The organism is Streptomyces sp. NPDC087422 (genome assembly GCF_044744145.1).
Taxonomy (GTDB): domain Bacteria; phylum Actinomycetota; class Actinomycetes; order Streptomycetales; family Streptomycetaceae; genus Actinacidiphila.
This window is the reverse complement of sequence record NZ_JBIUXT010000007.1, coordinates 148,321-168,226: the sequence shown is the minus strand read 5'-3', so window position 1 is coordinate 168,226 and position 19,906 is coordinate 148,321. Positions and strand designations below refer to the sequence as shown.

General features: G+C 69.8%; 15 protein-coding genes. 7 read left to right on the top strand and 8 right to left on the bottom strand.

Features of this window, described 5'->3' with window-relative positions; translation table 11 throughout:
- Positions 1 to 88: 88 nt before the first annotated feature.
- Positions 89 to 1,735, bottom strand: a complete 1,647-nt coding sequence (locus ACIO6U_RS23255) for an ABC transporter substrate-binding protein (protein WP_355348269.1) — start codon at positions 1,733 to 1,735, stop codon at positions 89 to 91.
- Positions 1,736 to 2,029: 294 nt separating this feature from the next.
- On the opposite strand from ACIO6U_RS23255, the gene ACIO6U_RS23250 reads away from it, so the two are divergent.
- Entirely contained in the window at positions 2,030 to 2,413 is a 384-nt protein-coding gene (locus ACIO6U_RS23250; protein WP_401721822.1) for a VOC family protein, read from the top strand.
- A 70-nt stretch (positions 2,414 to 2,483) separates the two neighbouring features.
- Here ACIO6U_RS23250 and ACIO6U_RS23245 read toward each other — a convergent pair whose 3' ends face one another.
- From ACIO6U_RS23245 to ACIO6U_RS23215, 7 genes are all read right to left on the bottom strand, one after another.
- The gene (locus ACIO6U_RS23245) at positions 2,484 to 3,560 is read right to left on the bottom strand and encodes a dipeptide ABC transporter ATP-binding protein (RefSeq protein ID WP_355348275.1); all 1,077 of its coding nucleotides are present in this window, start codon (positions 3,558 to 3,560) and stop codon (positions 2,484 to 2,486) included.
- On the bottom strand, positions 3,523 to 4,551 hold the full coding sequence (locus ACIO6U_RS23240; RefSeq protein ID WP_355348278.1) for an ABC transporter ATP-binding protein: 1,029 nt from the start codon (positions 4,549 to 4,551) through the stop codon (positions 3,523 to 3,525). The genes ACIO6U_RS23245 and ACIO6U_RS23240 overlap by 38 nt, the downstream gene beginning before the upstream one ends.
- An 11-nt stretch (positions 4,552 to 4,562) precedes the next feature.
- A complete protein-coding gene (locus ACIO6U_RS23235; RefSeq protein ID WP_355348360.1) occupies positions 4,563 to 5,525 on the bottom strand; it encodes an ABC transporter permease in 963 nt (320 codons plus the stop codon).
- A 1-nt stretch (position 5,526) separates the two neighbouring features.
- On the bottom strand, positions 5,527 to 6,450 hold the full coding sequence (locus tag ACIO6U_RS23230) for an ABC transporter permease (RefSeq protein ID WP_188285682.1): 924 nt from the start codon (positions 6,448 to 6,450) through the stop codon (positions 5,527 to 5,529).
- A gap of 140 nt (positions 6,451 to 6,590) precedes the next feature.
- The gene (locus ACIO6U_RS23225; protein WP_391049267.1) at positions 6,591 to 8,234 is read right to left on the bottom strand and encodes an ABC transporter substrate-binding protein; all 1,644 of its coding nucleotides are present in this window, start codon (positions 8,232 to 8,234) and stop codon (positions 6,591 to 6,593) included.
- Between the two features lie 440 nt (positions 8,235 to 8,674).
- Positions 8,675 to 10,540 (bottom strand): translational GTPase TypA, encoded by a 1,866-nt coding sequence (gene typA / locus ACIO6U_RS23220; protein ID WP_355348285.1) that lies wholly within the window; start codon positions 10,538 to 10,540, stop codon positions 8,675 to 8,677.
- Between the two features lie 186 nt (positions 10,541 to 10,726).
- Positions 10,727 to 12,484, bottom strand: coding sequence for an ABC transporter family substrate-binding protein (locus tag ACIO6U_RS23215; protein ID WP_355348288.1), 1,758 nt, complete (start codon positions 12,482 to 12,484; stop codon positions 10,727 to 10,729).
- 366 nt (positions 12,485 to 12,850) lie between these two features.
- Here ACIO6U_RS23215 and ACIO6U_RS23210 point away from each other — a divergent pair, with 366 nt between their 5' ends.
- From ACIO6U_RS23210 to ACIO6U_RS23185, 6 genes are all read left to right on the top strand, one after another.
- Complete coding sequence (locus tag ACIO6U_RS23210) at positions 12,851 to 13,138, top strand: hypothetical protein (RefSeq protein WP_355348291.1); 288 nt, start codon at positions 12,851 to 12,853, stop codon at positions 13,136 to 13,138.
- Positions 13,139 to 13,232: 94 nt separating this feature from the next.
- Entirely contained in the window at positions 13,233 to 14,057 is an 825-nt protein-coding gene (locus tag ACIO6U_RS23205; protein ID WP_355348294.1) for a hypothetical protein, read from the top strand.
- A 1-nt stretch (position 14,058) separates the two neighbouring features.
- A complete protein-coding gene (locus ACIO6U_RS23200; RefSeq protein ID WP_401721816.1) occupies positions 14,059 to 16,026 on the top strand; it encodes a fumarate reductase/succinate dehydrogenase flavoprotein subunit in 1,968 nt (655 codons plus the stop codon).
- Complete coding sequence (locus ACIO6U_RS23195; protein WP_355348299.1) at positions 16,023 to 16,790, top strand: succinate dehydrogenase/fumarate reductase iron-sulfur subunit; 768 nt, start codon at positions 16,023 to 16,025, stop codon at positions 16,788 to 16,790. The genes ACIO6U_RS23200 and ACIO6U_RS23195 overlap by 4 nt, the downstream gene beginning before the upstream one ends.
- A gap of 199 nt (positions 16,791 to 16,989) precedes the next feature.
- Complete coding sequence (locus tag ACIO6U_RS23190) at positions 16,990 to 19,044, top strand: TPM domain-containing protein (protein WP_391049260.1); 2,055 nt, start codon at positions 16,990 to 16,992, stop codon at positions 19,042 to 19,044.
- Between the two features lie 125 nt (positions 19,045 to 19,169).
- A complete protein-coding gene (locus ACIO6U_RS23185; protein WP_391049258.1) occupies positions 19,170 to 19,886 on the top strand; it encodes a PspA/IM30 family protein in 717 nt (238 codons plus the stop codon).
- Positions 19,887 to 19,906 lie beyond the last annotated feature (20 nt).

The window sequence follows — 19,906 nt, the reverse complement described above, 5'->3', positions numbered from 1 at the left end:
GAAGGGCCTTCCGGGCAGTGACGGGGAGGAGCGGGAAGCGGAGCGGCCGGAGGCCGCACCGGGTTACCGGTGCGGCCTCCGGCGGACGTCACTTGACCTTGATCTCGTTGTAGACCGGGACGCTGAACGGGTTCAGCTCGACGTTGGTGATCTTGTCGGAGTACCCGGCGCTGCCGTTCTGGTACCACAGCGGGATCGCGGGCATGTCCTTGACGAGCTGGCGCTCGGCGTCCTGGAAGAGGCCGACGGCCTTGGCGGTGTCGGTCTCGGCGTTGGCCTGGTTGACCAGCTTGTCGAAGTTGGCGTTGCTGTAGTGCGAGTCGTTGGACGACGCGTTGGTGTAGTACAGCGGCTGGAGGAAGTTCTGGATCAGCGGGTAGTCCATCTGCCAGCCGGACCGGAACGGGTTGTCCATCTGCTTGTTGACGATCTTGTTGCGGAAGTCGGCGAAGGTGCCGGTGGGGCTGCCGACGCACGCCTTGTTGTTGCCCAGCACGTTGTTGATGCTGTTGCAGACCGCGTCGACCCACTCCTTGTGGGAGCCGGTGTCCGCGTTGTAGCCGATGGTGATGCTGCCGCCCGGCAGGCCGCCGCCCTCCTGGATGAGCTGCTTGGCCTTGGCCGCGTCGTACGTGCACTCGGCGCCGCACAGGCCCGCCTTGTAGCCGCCGGACGCGCCCAGCACCGGGGAGGTCCAGTCGGTGGCCGGGGTGCGGGTGTTCTGGAAGATCTGCTGGGTGATCTGCTGGCGGTTGATCGCCATCGACAGGCCCTGCCGGACCTTCGCGGAGTTCGCGGACGACCACCGCGAGTTGTACAGCGGGAAGGCGAGGGTCTGGATGATGCCGGCGGGCTGGTTGATGTACCGGTCGCCGAGGTCGCTCTTGACGTTCTTGAGCTGCGAGGCCGGGATGTCGTCGACCAGGTCCAGGTTGCCCGCCTGGAGGTCGGTGTAGGCGGTGTTGTTGTCGGTGTAGACCCGCAGGTCGACGCCGCCGTTCTGGGCCGGGTCCGGGCCCTTGTAGCCGTCCCACTTGCGCAGGCTCATCTGCGAGCCCTTGCTGTACGACTGGATGGTGTACGGGCCGTCGCCGATCGGCTTCTTCAGCCAGGCGGCGTGGTCGTCGAAGAACGCCTTCGGCAGCGGGTAGTACGCCGAGTACCCGAGGGTGTCGGGGAAGGTGGAGAACTTCTGGTTGAGCTTCACCTTGAACTCGGTGTCGCTGACCTTGGTCAGACCGGAGAGCGTGGTCGCGGAGGACTTGGCGCCCGCGGTGTCCGGGTGGACCTTGTCGTACCCGTCGATGTACTGGAAGAAGTACGCGTTGATCTGGGCGTTCTTCAGCAGCGCGCCGTAGTTCCAGGCGTTGATGAAGGAGTCGGAGGTGACCTTCTCGCCGTTGCTGAAGGTCCAGTCCGACTTGATCTTGATGTCGAAGGTCTGCGAGTCGGTGGTGGTGATCGAGTCGGCGATCATGTCGGTCGCCTTGCCGGTCTTCGGGTCGTACTTCTTCAGGCCGCGGAAGACCATGTCGAGCACCTTGCCGCCCTGCACCTCATTGGTGTTGGCGGGCTCCAGCGGGTTCTGCGGGTCGCCCCAGGAAGCGCGCACGACGCCGGAGCCGCTGCCGCCGCCGCCCCCACCGCTGTTGTTGCTGCTGCTGCCGCAGGCGGCGGCTGCCAGGGCGACGGCCGTCGCACAGACGGCCCACTTCAAGCGCGTGGCTCCGCGCATCGCGTGCCTCCTCATGGATCACAAATGACACTTAGTCACCCATGACACCGCAATAGAGCCAAAGTCGCACTTCTACTACTCCGTGTCGGCATGTCCAATGCGTTGGCCATGGCGCAACGCACTGTCAGAAAGCCGTGTCACGGCCCGCACGGAGTGACCTGTCCGCGTCAAAAATGGAGGCGGCCGCGCCCGCTCGCCCGTCCGGTCCCGTGCGGCGGGAGAGCGGCACCGTCCGAGGACGTGTCCGGCGGATACCCGGTGGCGCCGGGCGCCGGGATCGGGAAGGCTCGGGCCATGGTCTCGGTAGTGCAGAACGTGGCGATCGACTGTGCGGACGCCTACAGCCTGGCTCTCTTCTGGAGCGGCGTCACCGGCCGTCCGCTGGATCCGGAGGACCGGCCGGGCGACCCGGAGGTCCAAGTGCTCCTCGCGGACGGCCCCCTGCTCCATTTCAACCAGGTGCCCGAGCCCAAGACGGTCAAGAACCGCGTCCACCTGTGCCTGCGGCCCGACACCACCCGCGACGAGGAGGTCGACCGCCTCCTCGCCCTCGGCGCCACCCTCCTCACCGACCGCCGCCACCCCGACGGCACCGGCTGGGCCGTCCTCACCGACCCCGAGGGCAACGAATTCTGCGTCCTGCGCAGCCAAGCCGACCGCGAGGCCGCCGACGCCTGACGGCCACGCCTGACGCGCGCGAGAGGGGCGCCCCCCGGGGTGGGGGGCGCCCCTCTGGGGTGGGGGATCGTCAGGCGGCGCCGACGACGTCCTTTTCTTCGGCGAAGTGGCAGGCCGACTCGTGCGTGGCCGGGGTGGAGCCGCCCTGGAAGCGGGCGGGGATCGCCAGCAGCGGGGTCTCCTCGGCGCAGCGGGACTCGGCCTTCCAGCAGCGGGTGCGGAAGCGGCAGCCGGAGGGCGGGTTGGCCGGGGAGGGCACGTCGCCGGAGAGGATGATCCGCTCGCGGTGCTCACGCGCGGCCGGGTCCGGGACCGGGACGGCGGAGAGCAGGGCCTGGGTGTACGGGTGAGTCGGGTGCTCGTAGATCTCGGTGTCGGTGCCGATCTCCGCCATCCGCCCGAGGTACATCACGCCGACGCGGTCGGAGATGTGCCGGACGATCGACAGGTCGTGCGCGATGAAGAGGTAGGAGAGGGTGAACTCGTCCTGGAGCTTCTCCATCAGGTTGATGACCTGGGCCTGCACCGAGACGTCGAGCGCGGAGACCGGCTCGTCGCAGATGATGATCTCCGGGTTGAGCGCCAACCCCCGTGCGATGCCGATGCGTTGCCGCTGGCCGCCGGAGAACTGGTGCGGATACCGGTTGATGTACTCGGGGTTGAGGCCGACCACGTCCAGCAGGTCCTCGACCCGCTTGCGGCGCGACCCCTTGGGAGCCACCTCGGGGTGGATGTCGAAGGGCTCACCGATGATGTCGCCGACGGTCATACGGGGGTTGAGCGAGGTGTACGGGTCCTGGAACACCATCTGGATGTTGCGCCGGACGGCCTTCAGGGCCCGCCCGGTCAGCTTGGTGATGTCCTCGCCCTTGTAGAACACCTCGCCCGCGGTGGCCTGTTCGAGGTTCATCAGCAGCTTGGCGACCGTGGACTTGCCGCAGCCGGACTCGCCGACGATGCCGAGCGTCTCGCCCCGGTAGAGGTCGAAGGAGATCCCGTCGACCGCCTTGACCGCGCCGACCTGCTTCTTGAACAGGATGCCCTGCGTCAGCGGGAAGTGCTTCACCAGGTTCCGCACCTGGAGGATGGGTTCACCCCGGTTCGAGAGGTCACTCACCGAGCGTCTCCTTCCAGAAGTGGCAGGCACTGCCGCGCCCGTCGCCGATCGTGTGCAGCACGGGCACCTCGGTCCGGCAGATGTCCTGCGCCATCGGGCAGCGCGGGTTGAAGGCGCAGCCCGACGGGATACGCAGCAGGTTGGGCGGCAGCCCCTTGATCGCGTACAGCTCCTGGCCCTTCTGGTCCAGCCGGGGAATCGACTGGAGCAGGCCCTTGGTGTACGGGTGCGCCGGGTTCTTGTAGATCTCGTGGACCGGCGAGCTCTCGACGATCCGGCCCGCGTACATCACCGCGATCTTGTCGGCCACGTCCGCGACCACACCCAGGTCGTGGGTGATCAGGATCAGGCCCATGTTGAACTCCCGCTGGAGTTCGGCCAGCAGATCCATCACCTGCGCCTGCACCGTCACGTCGAGCGCGGTCGTCGGCTCGTCCGCGATGATCAGGTCGGGTTCGAGGGCGAGCGCCATCGCGATCATGATGCGCTGCCGCATACCGCCGGAGAACTGGTGCGGGTAGTCGTTCACCCGCTCCTTCGCCGCCGGGATGCGCACCCGGTCCATCAGCTCGACCGCCTTGGCCTTGGCGGCCTTGCGGGACAGGCCCTGGTGCACCCGGAACATCTCGCCGAGCTGGTAGCCCACCGACAGCACCGGGTTGAGGGACGACAGCGCGTCCTGGAAGATCATCGCGATCTTCCGGCCGCGCAGCTTGCGCCGCTCCTCGCCGGACATCGTGAGCATGTCGCGGCCCTGGAACAGGATCTCGCCCTGCGGGATACGGCCGGGCGGCATGTCGAGGATGCCCATGATCGCCTGCGCGGTCACGGACTTGCCCGAGCCGGACTCGCCGAGCACGGCCAGCGTCTCCCCGGCGTTCACCGAGTAGTTGACGCCGTTCACGGCCTTGGCGACACCGTCGCGGGTGTGGAACTCGACGTGCAGGTCCCGTACTTCGAGCAGCGGAGCCGTCGGCACGCCGGGCGCCGGGGCGCTCGCGGTCTCATCGATGACAGTCAACGCCGTACCTCCTAGCGCAGCTTGGGGTCGAGGGCGTCGCGCACCGCGTCGCCGAGCATGATGAACGCCAGCACCGTCACGCTGAGCGCGCCCGCGGGCCACAGCAGCATGTGCGGCGCGTTGCGGATCTGGGTGGACGCCTGGGAGATGTCGATGCCCCAGGAGACGGCCGGCGGCTTGAGGCCCACGCCGAGGAACGACAGCGTCGCCTCCAGCGAGATGTACGTGCCCAGCGCGATCGTCGCGACCACGATGATCGGGGCGAGCGCGTTGGGCGCGATGTGCCGCAGCAGCATCCGCGCGTTGCCCGCGCCGAGTGCCCGCGCTGCCTGCACGTAGTCCTGCTGCTTGGCCGTGATGACCGAGCCGCGCGCGATACGCGCGATCTGCGGCCAGCCCAGCAGGATCATGAAGAGCGAAACGGTGGTGACGCTGCCGCCCTTGACCACGGACAGGAAGACGATGCCGCCGAGCAGGATCGGGATGCCGAAGAAGATGTCGCTGATCCGGGAGAGGATCGAGTCCCACCAGCCGCCGAAGTAACCGGCCAGGCCGCCGAGGAGCGAGCCCAGCACGGTGACGCCGAGGGTCGCGAAGATACCGACCGACACCGAGGCGCGCGCGCCGTAGACGGTGCGGGTGTAGACGTCGCAGCCCTGCTGGTCGAAGCCGAAGGGGTGCCCGGAGGTCGCCCCGTTCTGCGACTTGGCGAGGTCGCAGGAGAGCGGGCTGCCCCCCGCGATCAGGCTGGGCCAGATCGAGATGACGACCAGGAAGAGGATCAGCAGCCCGGACACGTAGAACATCGGCTTGCGGCTGAGGTCGTGCCAGGCGTCGTTCCACAGGCTGCGCGGCTTCTCGCGCTCCGCGTCACGCGACGGCTTCGACGGCTCCCCCGGGCCGCGCGGTCCGTCCACGGGCAGCCCGGCGGGCGCTGTGGATATCGCGTTCGCGGCGCTCCGGGCGTCGGACATCTCAGACATAGCGAATCCTCGGGTCCAGAACCGCGTAAAGCAGGTCGACGAGCAGGTTGGCGGCCAGGAAGACGATCACCAGGATCGTCACGAAGCCGACGACGGTCGGCGGATTCTGCCGCAGGATGCCCTGGTAGAGCTGGTAGCCGACGCCGTGGATGTTGTAGATCCGCTCGGTGACGATGGCGCCGCCCATGAGCGCGCCGAGGTCGGTGCCGAGGAAGGTCACCACGGGTATCAGCGAGTTGCGCAGCAGGTGGACGGTGACCACCCGGCGCTTGGGCAGGCCCTTGGCCACGGCCGTGCGCAGGTAGTCCGCGCGGGAGTTCTCCGCGACCGAGGTACGGGTCAGCCGGGCCACATAGGCGAGCGAGACACCGGCCAGGACGAGTCCCGGCAGGATCAGGTCACCGATCGGGGCGCCCTCGGCGACCGCCGGATTGGCCAGGCCCCACTTCACGCCCACGAAGTACTGGAGCAGGAAGGCGGTCACGAAGGTCGGGATGGACACGACGAGCAGCGTGAACGCGAGCACGCCCGAGTCCGCGAACCGTCCGCGCCGCAGCCCGGCCAGCAGGCCGAGCCCGATGCCGACGACCGCCTCGATCGCGAAGGCGACCATGGTCAGCCGGATGGTGACCGGGAAGGCCGTGCCCATCAGCTCGGTGACCGGCTGCCCGGTGGCGGCGGTACCGAAGTTGCCGCTGAGGATCTGCCACATGTAGTGCCCGTACTGCGCGGGCAGCGAGTGGTCCAGATACAGGTCGTGCCTGATCTGGTTCGCCGTGGCGGGGTCGGGCGCCCGGTCGCCGAACATGGCGGCCACCGGGTCGCCGAGCGCGTAGACCATGACGAAGATCAAAAAGGTGGTTCCGATGAAGACCGGAACCATCTGGAGCAGTCGTCGAATGACGTAGCGCCCCATCTGTCCTCCAGGGATCGGGGCAGACGTGAGCCGGGGCTTGTGACCCCGGCCGACCTCCGCACCGCGAGCGGTTGCTGTCAGTTCCCCCCGAACGCGCGCCCGCCACGGGGTGCCATGGCGGGCGCGCTTACCGCATCAGGTCAGTTGTTGACCGTGATGTCGGTGAAGACGGGGACACTGAAGGCGTTCTCCGTCACGTTGGACACCCGGGACGACCAGCCGGCGCCACCGTTCTGGTACCAGAGCGGGATGACGGGCATGTCCTTCATCAGGATCTTCTCGGCGTCCTGGTAGAACCCGATCGCCTTGGCGGTGTCCGGCTCCGAGTTCGCCTGCTTGATCAGCGAGTCGAACTGCGGGTTGCTGTAGTGCGAGTCGTTCGAGCTGGCGCCCGTCACGTACAGCGGCGTCAGGAAGTTGTCGATCAGCGGGTAGTCCATCTGCCAGCCGGAGCGGAACGGCTGGGTCATCTCACCCTTGGTGATCTGGTTGCGGAAGTCCGCGAACGTGCCGGTGGGGGCGCCGACGCACGCCTTGTTGTTGCCCACCACGTTGTTGATGCTGTTGCAGACCGCGTCGACCCACTGCTTGTGCGAGCCGGTGTCGGCGTTGTACCCGATGGTCATGTGACCGCCGGGAATGCCGCCGCCCTCCTGGATGAGCTGCTTCGCCTTGACCGGGTCGTACGTGACCGACTCGCCGCCGACGGAGTCGCTGTAACCGCCGGCCGCGCCCAGCACCGGGGAGGTGAGGTCGGTGGCCGGGGTGCGGGTGCCCTGGAAGATCTTCTCGGTGATGGTCTTCCGGTCGATCGCCATGGACAGGCCCTGGCGGACCTTCTCCATGCCGGGGGCGCTCCACGCCTTCTGGTTCAGCGGGAAGGAGACCGTCTGGATGATGCCGGCCGGCTGGTTGAGGTAGCGGCCGCCGAGGTCCGACTTCACGTGGCTGAGCTGCTCGGCCGGAACGTCGTCCAGGACGTCCAGGTTGCCCGCCTGGAGGTCGGCGTAGGCGGTGTTGCTGTCGGTGTAGACCTTCAGCAGCACGCCCTTGTTCTTCGGCTTGCTCGGGCCCGTGTAGTTCGGGTTCGGGACCAGCTTCATGCTGGAGCCCTTGCTGTACGAGTCGATCATGTACGGGCCGTCGCCGACCGGCTTGTTCAGGTAGCCGGCGTGGTCGGTGAAGAACGACTTCGGCAGCGGCGCGAACGCCTTGTAGCCGAGGCGGTCGGGCCACGTGGAGAACTTCTGGGTGAGCTTGACGGTGAAGGTGGTGTCGTCCACGACCTTCAGACCCGACATGGTCTTCGCGGTCGGGGCGGCGCCCTCCTTGTCGGGGTGCACCGCGGCGTAGCCGTCGATGTCCGCGAAGAAGTACGCGTTGAGCTGCTTGTTCGTCAGCAGCGCGCCGTAGTTCCAGGCGTCGACGAACGAGTTGGCGGTCACCGGGGTGCCGTCGGAGAACTTCAGGCCCTGCTTGATCTTGATGGTGAAGTTCTGCTGGTCGGTCGTGGTGATCGAGTCAGCGGCCTCAAGGTTGGCCTTCCCCGTCTTGGGGTCGTACTCCTTGAGGTTCATGAAGATCATGTCCAGGACCTTGCCGCCCTGGACCTCGTTGGTGTTCGCCGGCTCCAGGGGGTTCTGGGGGTCTCCCCACCACGCCCTGACGATGCCGTCGTTGGAACCGCCGGCCTTGTTGTCCGAATCACCGGAACCGCAGGCGGTTGCCGCGAGGGCGACGACTGCCGCGCCTATGACCCACTTGGCGCTCTTGGCACCGCGCATGGGTTTGCCTCCTCAGGAGTCACTGTCGATACGTGAAAGGAAGGCCGGTCGCCGCTGACACTCCTGACACCCCTGACAGGAGAAGGGCCTGGCCTTCCGTGCTCGTGAGTCGGCGCTCCCCATCAGCGCGTGACCCATTGACCCGAGCTCAACTTCGTCCACTATCGGGCACGTTTGAGGTCGCTCGGAACAGGGTCTGGTTTCGCTTCGGTCACGATGGGCAGAGGAGCCTGCTCAAAATTCGGACAATCTGGAACGTACACAGACAGGTTCGAAACGGACAGTGTGATCTTTCTTACGCCGCTGAGCGGAGATGAACGTCCGGATAACGGACAGTGCGAAAAACCCAAAAGGGGCGCGGAGAGCGCGTGACCGGTCTCCGCCGTCCGGCGGCGGAGTCTGGTCGCGCGGCTCCCCGCGCCCCTACGGGCGCTGCGCGGTCAGCGCTTGGCCCGAGCGGCCGAGCGTCCCCGCTCCTTCTGGTCCAGGACGACCTTGCGGATGCGGACCGTCTCCGGGGTCACCTCGATGCACTCGTCCTCGCGGCAGAACTCCAGCGACTGCTCCAGCGAGAGCTTGCGCGGCGGCACCACGTTCTCGGTGTTGTCCGCGGACGCGGCGCGCATGTTGGTGAGCTTCTTCTCCTTGGTGATGTTCACGTCCATGTCGTCGGACCGCGAGTTCTCACCGATGATCATGCCCTCGTAGACCTCCGTGGTCGCCTCGACGAAGATCACGCCGCGCTCCTGGAGGTTGATCATGGCGAACGGCGTCACGACACCGGCGCGGTCGGCCACCAGGGAGCCGTTGTTACGGGTCCGCAGGTCGCCGAACCACGGCTCGTGGCCCTCGAAGATGCTGTGCGCGATGCCGGTGCCGCGGGTGTCGGTGAGGAATTCCGTACGGAAGCCGATCAGGCCGCGGGCCGGGACGACGAACTCCATGCGGACCCAGCCGGAGCCGTGGTTCGTCATGGTCTCCATGCGGCCCTTGCGGGTCGCCATGAGCTGGGTGATCGCGCCCAGGTACTCCTCGGGGCAGTCCACCGTCATCCGCTCGACCGGCTCGTGGATCTTGCCGTCGATCACCTTGGTGACCACCTGCGGCTTGCCGACGGTCAGCTCGAAGCCCTCGCGGCGCATCTGCTCGACCAGGATGGCCAGCGCCAGCTCGCCGCGGCCCTGGACCTCCCAGGCGTCGGGGCGCTCGGTGGGCAGCACGCGGAGCGAGACGTTGCCGATCAGCTCCCGGTCGAGGCGGTCCTTGACCTGGCGGGCGGTGACCTTGTGGCCCTTGCCGCCCTTGCCGACCAGCGGCGAGGTGTTCGTACCGATGGTCATCGAGATCGCGGGCTCGTCGACCGTGATGAGCGGCAGCGCGACCGGGTTCTCCAGGTCGGCCAGCGTCTCGCCGATGGTGATCTCCGGAATACCGGCCACCGCGCAGATGTCGCCGGGGCCCGCCATCTCGGCGGGCTTGCGGGTCAGCGCCTCGGTCATCAGCAGTTCGGTGATCTTGACCTGGCTGACCGAGCCGTCGCGCTTCATCCACGCGACCTGCTGGCCCTTGCGCAGCTCGCCCTCCTCCACCCGGAGCAGGGCGATACGGCCGAGGAAGTTGTCCGCGTCGAGGTTGGTGACGTGCGCCTGGAGCGGCGCGCCCTCGGTGTACGTGGGGGCCGGGACGGTGGACAGGATCGTGGAGAAGAACGGCTCCAGGCTGTCGCTGTCGGCCGGAACCGTGCCGTTCTCCGGCTTGGTCAGCGAGGCGATGCCGTCCCGCGCGCACGCGTAGACGATCGGGAACTCGATCTGGTCCTCGGTGGCGTCCAGGTCCAGGAACAGGTCGTACGTCTCGTTGACGACCTCGTCGATCCGGGAGTCGGGGCGGTCCGTCTTGTTCACGCAGAGGATGACCGGCAGGTTCGCCGACAGCGCCTTGCGGAGCACGAAACGGGTCTGCGGCAGCGGGCCCTCGGAGGCGTCCACCAGCAGCACGACCGCGTCGACCATGGACAGGCCGCGCTCCACCTCGCCGCCGAAGTCGGCGTGGCCCGGGGTGTCGATGATGTTGATCGTGATGACATCGCCACCGCCCTTGGGGTGGTACTTCACGGCGGTGTTCTTCGCGAGAATGGTGATGCCCTTCTCGCGCTCCAGGTCGTTGGAGTCCATCATCCGATCGTCGAGATGCTGGTGGGCGGCGAATGCGCCGGCCTGCTTGAGCATCGCGTCGACGAGGGTCGTCTTGCCGTGGTCGACGTGGGCGACGATGGCGACGTTACGAATATCGTGGCGCGTGGACATGCTGCGGCGCTTCTCCCGGAATCGTGGATGGACGTCGCGTTCCTCGTTGACGCGCTCGCCTGCCGGGCAAGGTCACGCCGCGGCCTTACCCCATGGTACGGGCCCCAACCCCCCTCGGCCGCCGATGGCTGGCTTCAGAGGGGATTTGGGGCCCGTAATCGCACGGTTTTCCGCGACCGCGCGCGCCTACTTGCGGAAGCCGAGGTTCTGGTAGTCCGGGGTCTGGAAGCCGAAGGCGCCCGCGTTGGCGACGGTGGTGCGCAGCGCGACCAGGCCGGGGCGCTGGTAGAGCGGGATGGAACCGGCCGCGGCCCAGATCCGGGCGTCGGCCTTGGAGGTCAGGTCGCGGGCCGCGGAGGTGTCCAGCTCGCCGCCCGCCCGGTCCAGGAGCTGGTCGATCTGGTCGGTGCCGACCCGCGTGTAGTTCTGCGCCACGGTCAGCGAGCCGTCGGGGGCGGGCACCGGCTTGGCGAAGATCGGGGTGTCGTCGGTGGCCGGGTAGGCCGTGCCGGGCCAGGAGTAGAGCGCCAGGTCGAAGTCGCCCGAGGCGATGTGGTCCTGGAAGTAGCTGTCGCCCGCGACCTTGGTGATCTCGGTGCGGATGCCGATGCCGGAGAGCATCGAGGCGATCCGGGTGCCGACGTCGTCCAGCGTCGGGGAGTCCGCCGGGAGCACGAAGCGCATGGTGAGCTGCTTGCCCGCCTTGCTGACGGCGGCTGCGGGCTCCACGACGGTGACGGCGCCGGAGGCCGCGGTACGGCCGGGGCCGCCGGCCGCCTGGTCGCCGGTCTTGGCGTTGCTGCGCGTCCAGCCCGCGTCGGCCAGCAGCGCCTGGGCCTGCTGCACGTCGTTGGTGCCGAGCGCCGAGCTGTTGTCGCGGTAGCCGTCCTGCGAGGGCAGCACCAGGTGGTTGCCGAGCGCCTCGTCGGGCAGCCCGAGCGGCTTGAGCACGGCGGTGGCGATGGCCTTGCGGTCGATGGCGCGGGCCACGGCGTGCCGGATGCGCTCGTCGGCCAGCGGTCCCGTACTGCCGTTGATGGCGAGCTGCGCGTACGCGGCGTCGGGCGCCTTCCGTACGGCCAGGCCCTTGGTCCCGGTCACGGCGGTGACCGCGCCGGGGTCGATCTCGGCCAGGTCGAGGGTGCCCGCGGCGAGCGCGGCGGGGCGCTTGTCCACCGGCACGGCGGTCAGCACGATCCGGTCGAGCTTGGCGGGCTCGCCCCACCACGCCTTGTTGCGGTCCAGCGTGACGGTGCCCTTCTTGGTGTCCACGGCCTCGACCGCGAAGGGGCCCGCGACGACCGGCAGCTTGGTGCGCACGCCGTCGTTGAAGGTGTCCGCGTCACTGGTCACCGACTTCGGGTACAGCGGGCTGAACAGCGACTTCCAGTCCGCGTACGGGCTGGCGAAGGTGACGTCGACCTGCTGGGCGTCCTTGCCCTGCCGGACGTCGGAGATCCGGTCGTAACCGGCGTTGCGGGCCGTCCAGAAGGCGCTGTTCTTGCCGTTCAGCGCCTTCCACTGGGCGACGAAGTCGGCCGCGCCGACCGCCTGGCCGTCGCTCCACTTCGCCTTGGGGTTCAGGTGGTACGTGACCACCTGGCGCGGTGACTGCGCGACGTCCGCGCTCGCCAGGAAGTCGCTGTCGGCCCGCGGGGAGCCGTGGCCGTCGAGCCGGTACATCGCCGGGAGGGTGGCTCCCGCGATCGTCAGCGTGTCGGCGTCCGCGTCCGCCTGGTACGCGTTCAGCGTGCGGGGCAGCTCATCGGTCGCCCAGCGCAGCGTGCCGCCGTCGCGGACGCCCGCGCGCGAGACGGTCGCGATGTCGGTGCCCGCCGTCCCGGCGGCGCCGCCGCCCGAGGAGCAGGCGGTCAGGGTCATGGCCGCCCCGGCGGTCAGCGCCACGGCGGCGCGCAATACGGGTGGGTTCGCGCTGCGGTTCATGGATCGGACACCTCCGGCGGCCCGGCATAGACCGGGGACATACTCATTTGGCCTGATTTCCGGGTAATCACTTCCCAGTGGAGGGGACGAGGAGCGGCTCTCCGCCCCGACACGACCGCAATGCCCCGCTCTTCCACCCGGACGGCCCCTTGGCGCGGGGGGCGGCCCATGAGGGGCGCGGGGGACTGCGCGGGGTGGCCGGGCGGGGTGGCCGGGCGGGCGGCGCGCCCGGAGACCGGCGAACCGCCCCGGAGGGGAATTGGTGCACGCGTCTTCCCAACCGAAGGTGTGACGCGCGACACTTCCAGGCGCGGCAGCGTCATCAACCGCATCACCCCCGCACGGCGGAGAAGGTGAGGCATCCGTATGTCCCTGCAAGACGATCTGACGTCGGTCACCCGGCGGCTCGACGATTTGATGCGCTGCGTCGGGCGGCTGGACGAGCACGTGGGCGACAGCCTGGACATGCGCAGGGTGCGGGCCGACGCGGCCCATCTGCGGGAGAGCCTGGCTCTGCTGCACGAGGCCGTCCCGACGACCGCGGGCATCCGCAAGGTCGAGATGGTGACGATCCCGGACGCGCCGTACGACCGCGGCCTGTGGGCCGACGCGGAGGACGAGGGGCTGGGCTCGCCGCACCGGCACGCGCCGTAGCGCGCGGCACCGGCCCGCGGCGGCCGTACCACCCCCGCACCCCTCGGCGCCCGCACCCGGCGGCGTCCCCTCCCCCGTTCCTTCGGAGTCCTCCTTGGCCACCGGAACCACCCCCTCCCCCACCGCGCGCCGCGGCGTCCTGACGCCGGGGCGCGCGGCCATTTCCGAACGGCATCTGCGGACCGACCGGTGGTGGGTGCCACCGCTGGTCACCGCGCTCGGCCTGGCGGCCTTCGTCGTCTACTCGACCTGGCGGGCCTTCGCCAACAGCCACTACTACGCGGCGCCCTACGTCTCGCCGTTCTACTCGCCGTGCCTGGCGTCGAACTGCGCGGACATGAAGGGCGGCGCCAACTGGCCACTGTTCGGCGACTGGTGGGGCCTGTCACCGGCCCTGCTGGTGCTGGTCTTCCCGCTCGGCTTCCGGCTGACCTGCTACTACTACCGCAAGGCGTACTACCGGGGCTTCTGGGCCTCGCCGCCCGCCTGCGCGGTCGCCGAGCCGCACGCGAAGTACACCGGCGAGACGCGGCTGCCGCTGATCCTGCAGAACGTGCACCGCTACTTCTTCTACTTCGCGCTGCCGGTGGCGGGCATCCTCACCTACGACACGGTGCTCGGCTTCCGCGACGAGCACGACCGCTGGGGCCACATGGGTCTGGGCACGGTCGTCCTGCTCGTGAACATCATCCTGATCTGGGCGTACACGCTGTCGTGCCACTCGTGTCGGCACATCATGGGCGGCAAGCTCAGGCACTTCTCCGCGCACCCGGTGCGCTACCGCCTCTGGGGCTGGGTCGGCGTCCTCAACGGCCGTCACATGCTGCTCGCCTGGTCGTCCCTGATCAGCGTCGGCCTCACCGACCTCTACATCTATCTGGTCTCCAGCGGCGTATTCGACGATCCGAGGTTCTTCTGAGATGACACAAGTCGAACGGCACGCGTACGACGTGGTCGTGGTCGGCGCGGGCGGCGCCGGGCTGCGGGCCGCGATCGAGGCCCGGGAGCGGGGCATGCGTACCGCCGTGATCTGCAAGTCGCTGTTCGGCAAGGCCCATACGGTGATGGCCGAGGGCGGCATCGCGGCCAGCATGGGCAACGTCAACTCCGGTGACAACTGGCAGGTGCACTTCCGCGACACCATGCGCGGCGGGAAGTTCCTCAACCACTGGCGGATGGCGGAGCTGCACGCCAAGGAGGCTCCCGACCGGGTCTGGGAGCTGGAGACCTGGGGCGCGCTGTTCGACCGCACCCCCGACGGCAAGATCTCGCAGCGCAACTTCGGCGGCCACGAGTACCCGCGGCTGGCGCACGTCGGCGACCGTACGGGCCTTGAGCTGATCCGCACCCTCCAGCAGAAGATCGTCTCGCTCCAGCAGGAGGACTTCGCGGAGACCGGCGACTACGAGTCGCGGCTGAAGGTCTTCCAGGAGTGCACGGTCACCCGCGTGCTCAAGCAGGACGACAAGGTCGCGGGCGTCTTCGGTTACGTGCGCGAGTCCGGGCGGCTGTTCGTGATCGACACGCCCGCGGTGGTGCTGGCGACCGGCGGCATCGGCAAGTCCTTCAAGGTGACGTCCAACTCCTGGGAGTACACCGGCGACGGGCACGCGCTGGCGCTGCTGGCCGGGGCGCCGCTGATCAACATGGAGTTCATCCAGTTCCACCCGACGGGCATGGTCTGGCCGCCGTCGGTGAAGGGCATCCTGGTCACCGAGTCGGTGCGCGGCGACGGCGGGGTGCTGCGCAACAGCGACGGCAAGCGGTTCATGTTCGACTACGTGCCGGACGTCTTCAAGGAGAAGTACGCGCAGTCCGAGGAGGAGGCCGACGGCTGGTACTCCGCCCCGGACACCCACCGCCGACCGCCGGAGCTGCTGCCCCGCGACGAGGTGGCGCGCGCGATCAACTCCGAGGTGAAGGCCGGGCGCGGCACCCCGCACGGCGGCGTCTTCCTCGATGTGTCGACGCGGCTGCCCGCCGAGGAGATCAAGCGGCGGCTGCCGTCGATGCACCACCAGTTCAAGGAGCTGGCGGACGTCGACATCACCGCGGAGCCGATGGAGGTCGGCCCGACCTGTCATTACATGATGGGCGGCGTCGACGTGGACCCGGACACCGCCGCGGCGCGCGGGGTGCCGGGGCTCTACGCGGCGGGCGAGGTCGCGGGCGGCATGCACGGCTCCAACCGGCTGGGCGGCAACTCGCTCTCCGACCTGCTGGTCTTCGGCCGCAGGGCCGGGCTGCACGCGGCGCGGTACGCGGCCTCGTTCGTCGAGGGCGCGCGTCCCGTCGTACCCGAGGAGCAGATCGACACCGCGGCGGCCGAGGCGCTGCGGCCGTTCAGCGCGGAGGACGCGGACGCGGCGGAGGCCGCCGGGGGCGCGCAGGCGGGCGGGGCGCGGCCCGCGGAGAACCCGTACACCCTGCACCAGGAGCTCCAGCAGGTGATGAACGACCTGGTGGGCATCATCCGGCGCGGTCCCGAGATGGAGGACGCGCTGAACCGGCTGACCGGGCTGCGGGCCAGGTCGCGGCGGGCGGGCGTCGAGGGGCACCGGCAGTTCAATCCCGGCTGGCACCTGGCGATCGACCTGCGGAACATGCTGCTGGTCAGCGAGTGCGTGGCGCGTGCCGCGCTGGAGCGGACCGAGAGCCGCGGCGGCCACACCCGCGACGACCATCCGAAGATGGACCGCGCCTGGCGCAAGGTCAATCTGGTCTGCGAGCTGGCCGACCCCACTGGGGGCCTGGCGGCCACCGACCCCGACCACGGCCAGATCGGTCTGCGCCGGCGCGCGACGGACCCGATCCGGGGCGACCTGCTCGACCTCTTCGACAGGGACGAGCTGCTCAAATACCTGACGGACGAGGAGCTCGACGGGTGAGTTACGAAGCGCACTTCAAGGTGTGGCGCGGTGACGCCGAGGGCGGCGAGCTGCGCGACTACCAGGTCGAGGTCAACGACGGCGAGGTCGTGCTCGACATCATCCACCGCCTCCAGGCCACCCAGGCGGGCGACCTGGCGGTCCGCTGGAACTGCAAGGCGGGCAAGTGCGGGTCGTGCAGCGCGGAGGTCAACGGACGGCCCCGGCTGATGTGCATGACCCGCATGTCGGTCTTCGCACCGGAGGAGACGATCACGGTCACGCCGATGCGGACCTTCCCCGTCGTGCGCGACCTGGTCACCGATGTCTCCTTCAATTACGACAAGGCCCGGCAGGTCCCGGCCTTCGTGCCGCCGAAGGGGGTCGCGGCCGGGGAGTACCGGATGCAACAGGTCGACGTGGAGCGCTCGCAGGAGTTCCGTAAGTGCATCGAGTGCTTCCTGTGCCAGGACACCTGTCACGTGGTGCGCGACCACGAGGAGAACAAGACGTCGTTCGCCGGGCCGCGCTTCCTGATGCGGATCGCGGAGCTGGACATGCATCCGCTGGACGCGGCCTCCGAGGCCGGTCTGACCCGCGCCTCGTCCGCGCAGGAGGACCACGGGCTCGGCTACTGCAACATCACCAAGTGCTGCACCGAGGTGTGCCCGGAGCACATCAAGATCACCGACAACGCGCTGATTCCGCTCAAGGAGCGGGCGGTGGACCGTAAGTACGATCCGCTGATCTGGCTGGGCAACAAGATCCGCCGCCGCGGCGAGTAGTTCCCCCTCTCCGCTGCCTGCCCGCCTGCCTGCCCGCCCCGCACGGGGCGGGCAGGCAGGGGGAGGAGGCGGGCTGGCGGGCTGGCGGGCTGGCGGGAACAGAAACGGAACTCCGAGTCGCGCTCCGGACACACCGGACATAGCCTCCGAAAAGGAGCACGCGGCAAGCGGCCGTGGCGCGGCGAAGGGCGCGGTACGCATGCGGCGACTCGCGGGAATCGTTGCGGCGCTCGGCGCCCTGATGCTGCTGTCCGGCGCGCCGTCGGCACGGGCGGACGACCCGATCACGCTGTCCAGGTCCGGCCAGATAACCGACAAGGTCGGCGCGCTGGGCGACCGGAAGCCGCAGGTCGTCACGGCGCTGGACGGCCTCTACCAGAAGCAGCGCGTCCAGCTCTTCGTGGCGTACGTCCGCACCTTCTCCGGCCGCGCTCCGCAGGACTGGGCGAACGCGACCGCGACCAAGAACGGCCTGGGCCAGCGGGACGTCCTGCTGGCGGTGGCCACCCACGACCGGCAGTACGCGGTCTCCGCCGACCAGGACTCCGGCCTGACCGCGGCCCAGCTCAACGAGGTCAGCAGCCAGGCCGTCGAGCCCGCGCTGCGGCAGAACGACTGGGCGGGCGCCGCGATCGGCGCGGCCACCGGCTACGACGCGGTCCTCAGCGGCCTTCCGGTGACCGTCCCCTCGATCACCCCCGGCACCGCGGACCCGGGCGGCAGCGGAGCGCCCCCGGGCGACTCCGCGGCCGACCTGTGGATTCCGGTGGTGGCCGTCGGCGCCGCGGGCGCGGTCGGGGTGTGGGCGTTCCGCAGGAAGCGCGGCCCGCGGCAGCCCGCCCGCCCGGCGCCCGGCGAGCGCGGCTGGGGCGCCCCGCAGCCGACCCCGCTGCCCGAGCTGGACTCGCAGGCCAAGCACCTGCTGGTGGAGACCGACGACGCGGTCCGCACCAGCCAGGAGGACGTGGGCTTCGCGGCGGCGCAGTTCGGCGAGGAGGCCGCGCGGCCGTTCGCCGAGGCCGTCGAGTACGCCAAGACCGAGCTGACCGCGGCCTTCCGGCTGCGCCAGCAGCTCGACGACGCGATACCCGAGGACGACGCGACCCGCCGGCAGATGCTGGACGAGATCCTGTCCCGCTGCACCCAGGCCAACCGGCGGCTGGACGCGGAGTCCGAGGCGTTCGACCGGCTGCGCGCCCTGGAGGCGAACGCGCCGGAGGTGCTGGAGCAGGCCGAGGCGAAGGCGGCGGCGCTGCCGAGCCGGATCGACACCGCCGAGGCGTCCCTGGCGCCGCTGGCCCAGAAGTACGCGGACGCCGCGCTCGACCCGGTCACCGGCCACCCGGCAGAGGCCAGGGACCGGCTGGAGTTCGCCCACGCCAGCCTCGTACAGGCCAGGGCCGCCGTCGGCACCGACCACGGCAAGGTCGCCGTGTACGTACGGGCCGCCGAGGGCGCGCTGGACCAGGCGGTCATGCTCACCGACTCCGTCACCCGAAGGGCCCAGGAGCTGGCGGAGGCCGACGGGAAGCTGCGGGACGCGCTGACCGAGGCCGACACCGACCTCGCCGAGGCCCGCGGCCTGCTCGGCGGCACCGCCGCCGGGGTCTCCACCGCCGACCTCCAGGGCAGGATCGCCCGCGCCGAGACGGTCGTGGCCGACGTACGGCAGGAGCTGGCGGCGGGGCGCTACGACCCGATCGCCGGGCTGCGCCGGGTCGAGGAGGCGGACGCGGCGCTGGACGAGGCGCTGGCCGGGGCCCGCGAACGGGAGGTCAGCGAGCAGCGGGCGCGCGGGCTGCTGGACCAGGCGCTGCTGGGGGCGCGCAGCGAGGTGGCCGCCGCCCGCGACATGGTCACCACCAACCGCGGCGCGGTCGGCAGCCAGGCCCGTACCCGGCTCACCGAGGCGGAACGGCGGCTCCAGCAGGCCGAGGCGCTGGCCGGTTCCGACGCGGCGGGCGCGCTGGCGCACGCGCAGGAGGCGGACCGGCTGGCCCGGCAGGCGCAGGACGCGGCCCGGCGGGACGTCGGCGGGTACGGCGGGGGCTTCGGCGGGCCCGGCGGCCGGCGCTCCGGCGGCGGCATGGGCGGCGCGGTGCTCGGCGGGATCATCCTCGGCGAGATCCTCGGCGGCGGGCGCGGCCGGGGCGGCGGCGGCTTCGGCGGGGGCTTCGGGGGCGGCGGCTCGGGACCCGGCAGCTTCGGCGGCGGCCAGACCCGCGGCCGGATGGGCGGCGGCGGCCGCTTCTGAACTCCCCTGACGCCCCTTCTATCCGGCCCCTTCCTTTCCGGCCCCCTACTTTCCGGCCCCTACTTTCCGGCCCCTCTTTCCGGCCCTTTCTGGCTCACGGATACGGACACGCAAGGAGTACGACCATGACGAAGCAGACCGTCCTCGGCCGGGTGACCCAGCTCGCCAAGGCCAACATCAACGCCCTCCTCGACCAGGCCGAGGACCCGCAGAAGATGATGGACCAGCTCATCAGGGACTACACCACCAACATCCGCGAGGCCGAGGAGGCGGTGGCCACCACCATCGGCAATCTGCGGCTGATGGAGCAGGACCACGCCGAGGACGTCGCGGCGGCCAAGGAGTGGGGCGACAAGGCGCTGGCGGCCAGCAAGAAGGCCGACGAGCAGCGCGCCTCGGGCAACGCCGCGGAGGCCGACCGCTTCGACAACCTCGCCAAGATCGCGCTGGGCCGTCAGCTCCAGTCCGAGAAGGAGGCGCGGACGGCCGAGCCGACGATCGCCTCGCAGAACGAGATCGTGAGCAAGCTCAAGTCCGGCCTGGACTCGATGAAGGCCAAGCTGGGCGAACTCCAGGGCAAGCGCGACTCGTTGGTGGCGCGCGCGAAGTCCGCGCAGGCGCAGAACCAGATGATGGACGCGGTCAAGAACATCGACGTGCTCGACCCGACCAGCGAGCTGGGCCGCTTCGAGGACAAGGTGCGGCGCGAGGAGGCCAGGGCCAAGGGCAAGGAGGAGCTGGCCGCGTCCTCGCTCGACGCGCAGTTCGAGTCGCTGGACGCGCTCGGCGACAGCGCGGAGATCGACGCGCGACTGGCCAAGCTCAAGGACCGCGCGGCCTGACCGCCGAGGGCCGTCCGCCT

Bases quoted from the DNA above. Each gene is read 5' to 3' on its own strand.
- ACIO6U_RS23255 (WP_355348269.1), bottom strand. From the start codon at position 1,735: ATGCGCGGAGCCACGCGCTTGAAGTGGGCCGTCTGTGCGACGGCCGTC.
- ACIO6U_RS23250 (WP_401721822.1), top strand. From the start codon at position 2,030: ATGGTCTCGGTAGTGCAGAACGTGGCGATCGACTGTGCGGACGCCTAC.
- ACIO6U_RS23235 (WP_355348360.1), bottom strand. From the start codon at position 5,525: ATGTCCGACGCCCGGAGCGCCGCGAACGCGATATCCACAGCGCCCGCC.
- ACIO6U_RS23230 (WP_188285682.1), bottom strand. From the start codon at position 6,450: ATGGGGCGCTACGTCATTCGACGACTGCTCCAGATGGTTCCGGTCTTC.
- ACIO6U_RS23225 (WP_391049267.1), bottom strand. From the start codon at position 8,234: ATGCGCGGTGCCAAGAGCGCCAAGTGGGTCATAGGCGCGGCAGTCGTC.
- typA (WP_355348285.1), bottom strand. From the start codon at position 10,540: ATGTCCACGCGCCACGATATTCGTAACGTCGCCATCGTCGCCCACGTC.
- ACIO6U_RS23215 (WP_355348288.1), bottom strand. From the start codon at position 12,484: ATGAACCGCAGCGCGAACCCACCCGTATTGCGCGCCGCCGTGGCGCTG.
- ACIO6U_RS23210 (WP_355348291.1), top strand. From the start codon at position 12,851: ATGTCCCTGCAAGACGATCTGACGTCGGTCACCCGGCGGCTCGACGAT.
- ACIO6U_RS23200 (WP_401721816.1), top strand. From the start codon at position 14,059: ATGACACAAGTCGAACGGCACGCGTACGACGTGGTCGTGGTCGGCGCG.
- ACIO6U_RS23190 (WP_391049260.1), top strand. From the start codon at position 16,990: ATGCGGCGACTCGCGGGAATCGTTGCGGCGCTCGGCGCCCTGATGCTG.
- ACIO6U_RS23185 (WP_391049258.1), top strand. From the start codon at position 19,170: ATGACGAAGCAGACCGTCCTCGGCCGGGTGACCCAGCTCGCCAAGGCC.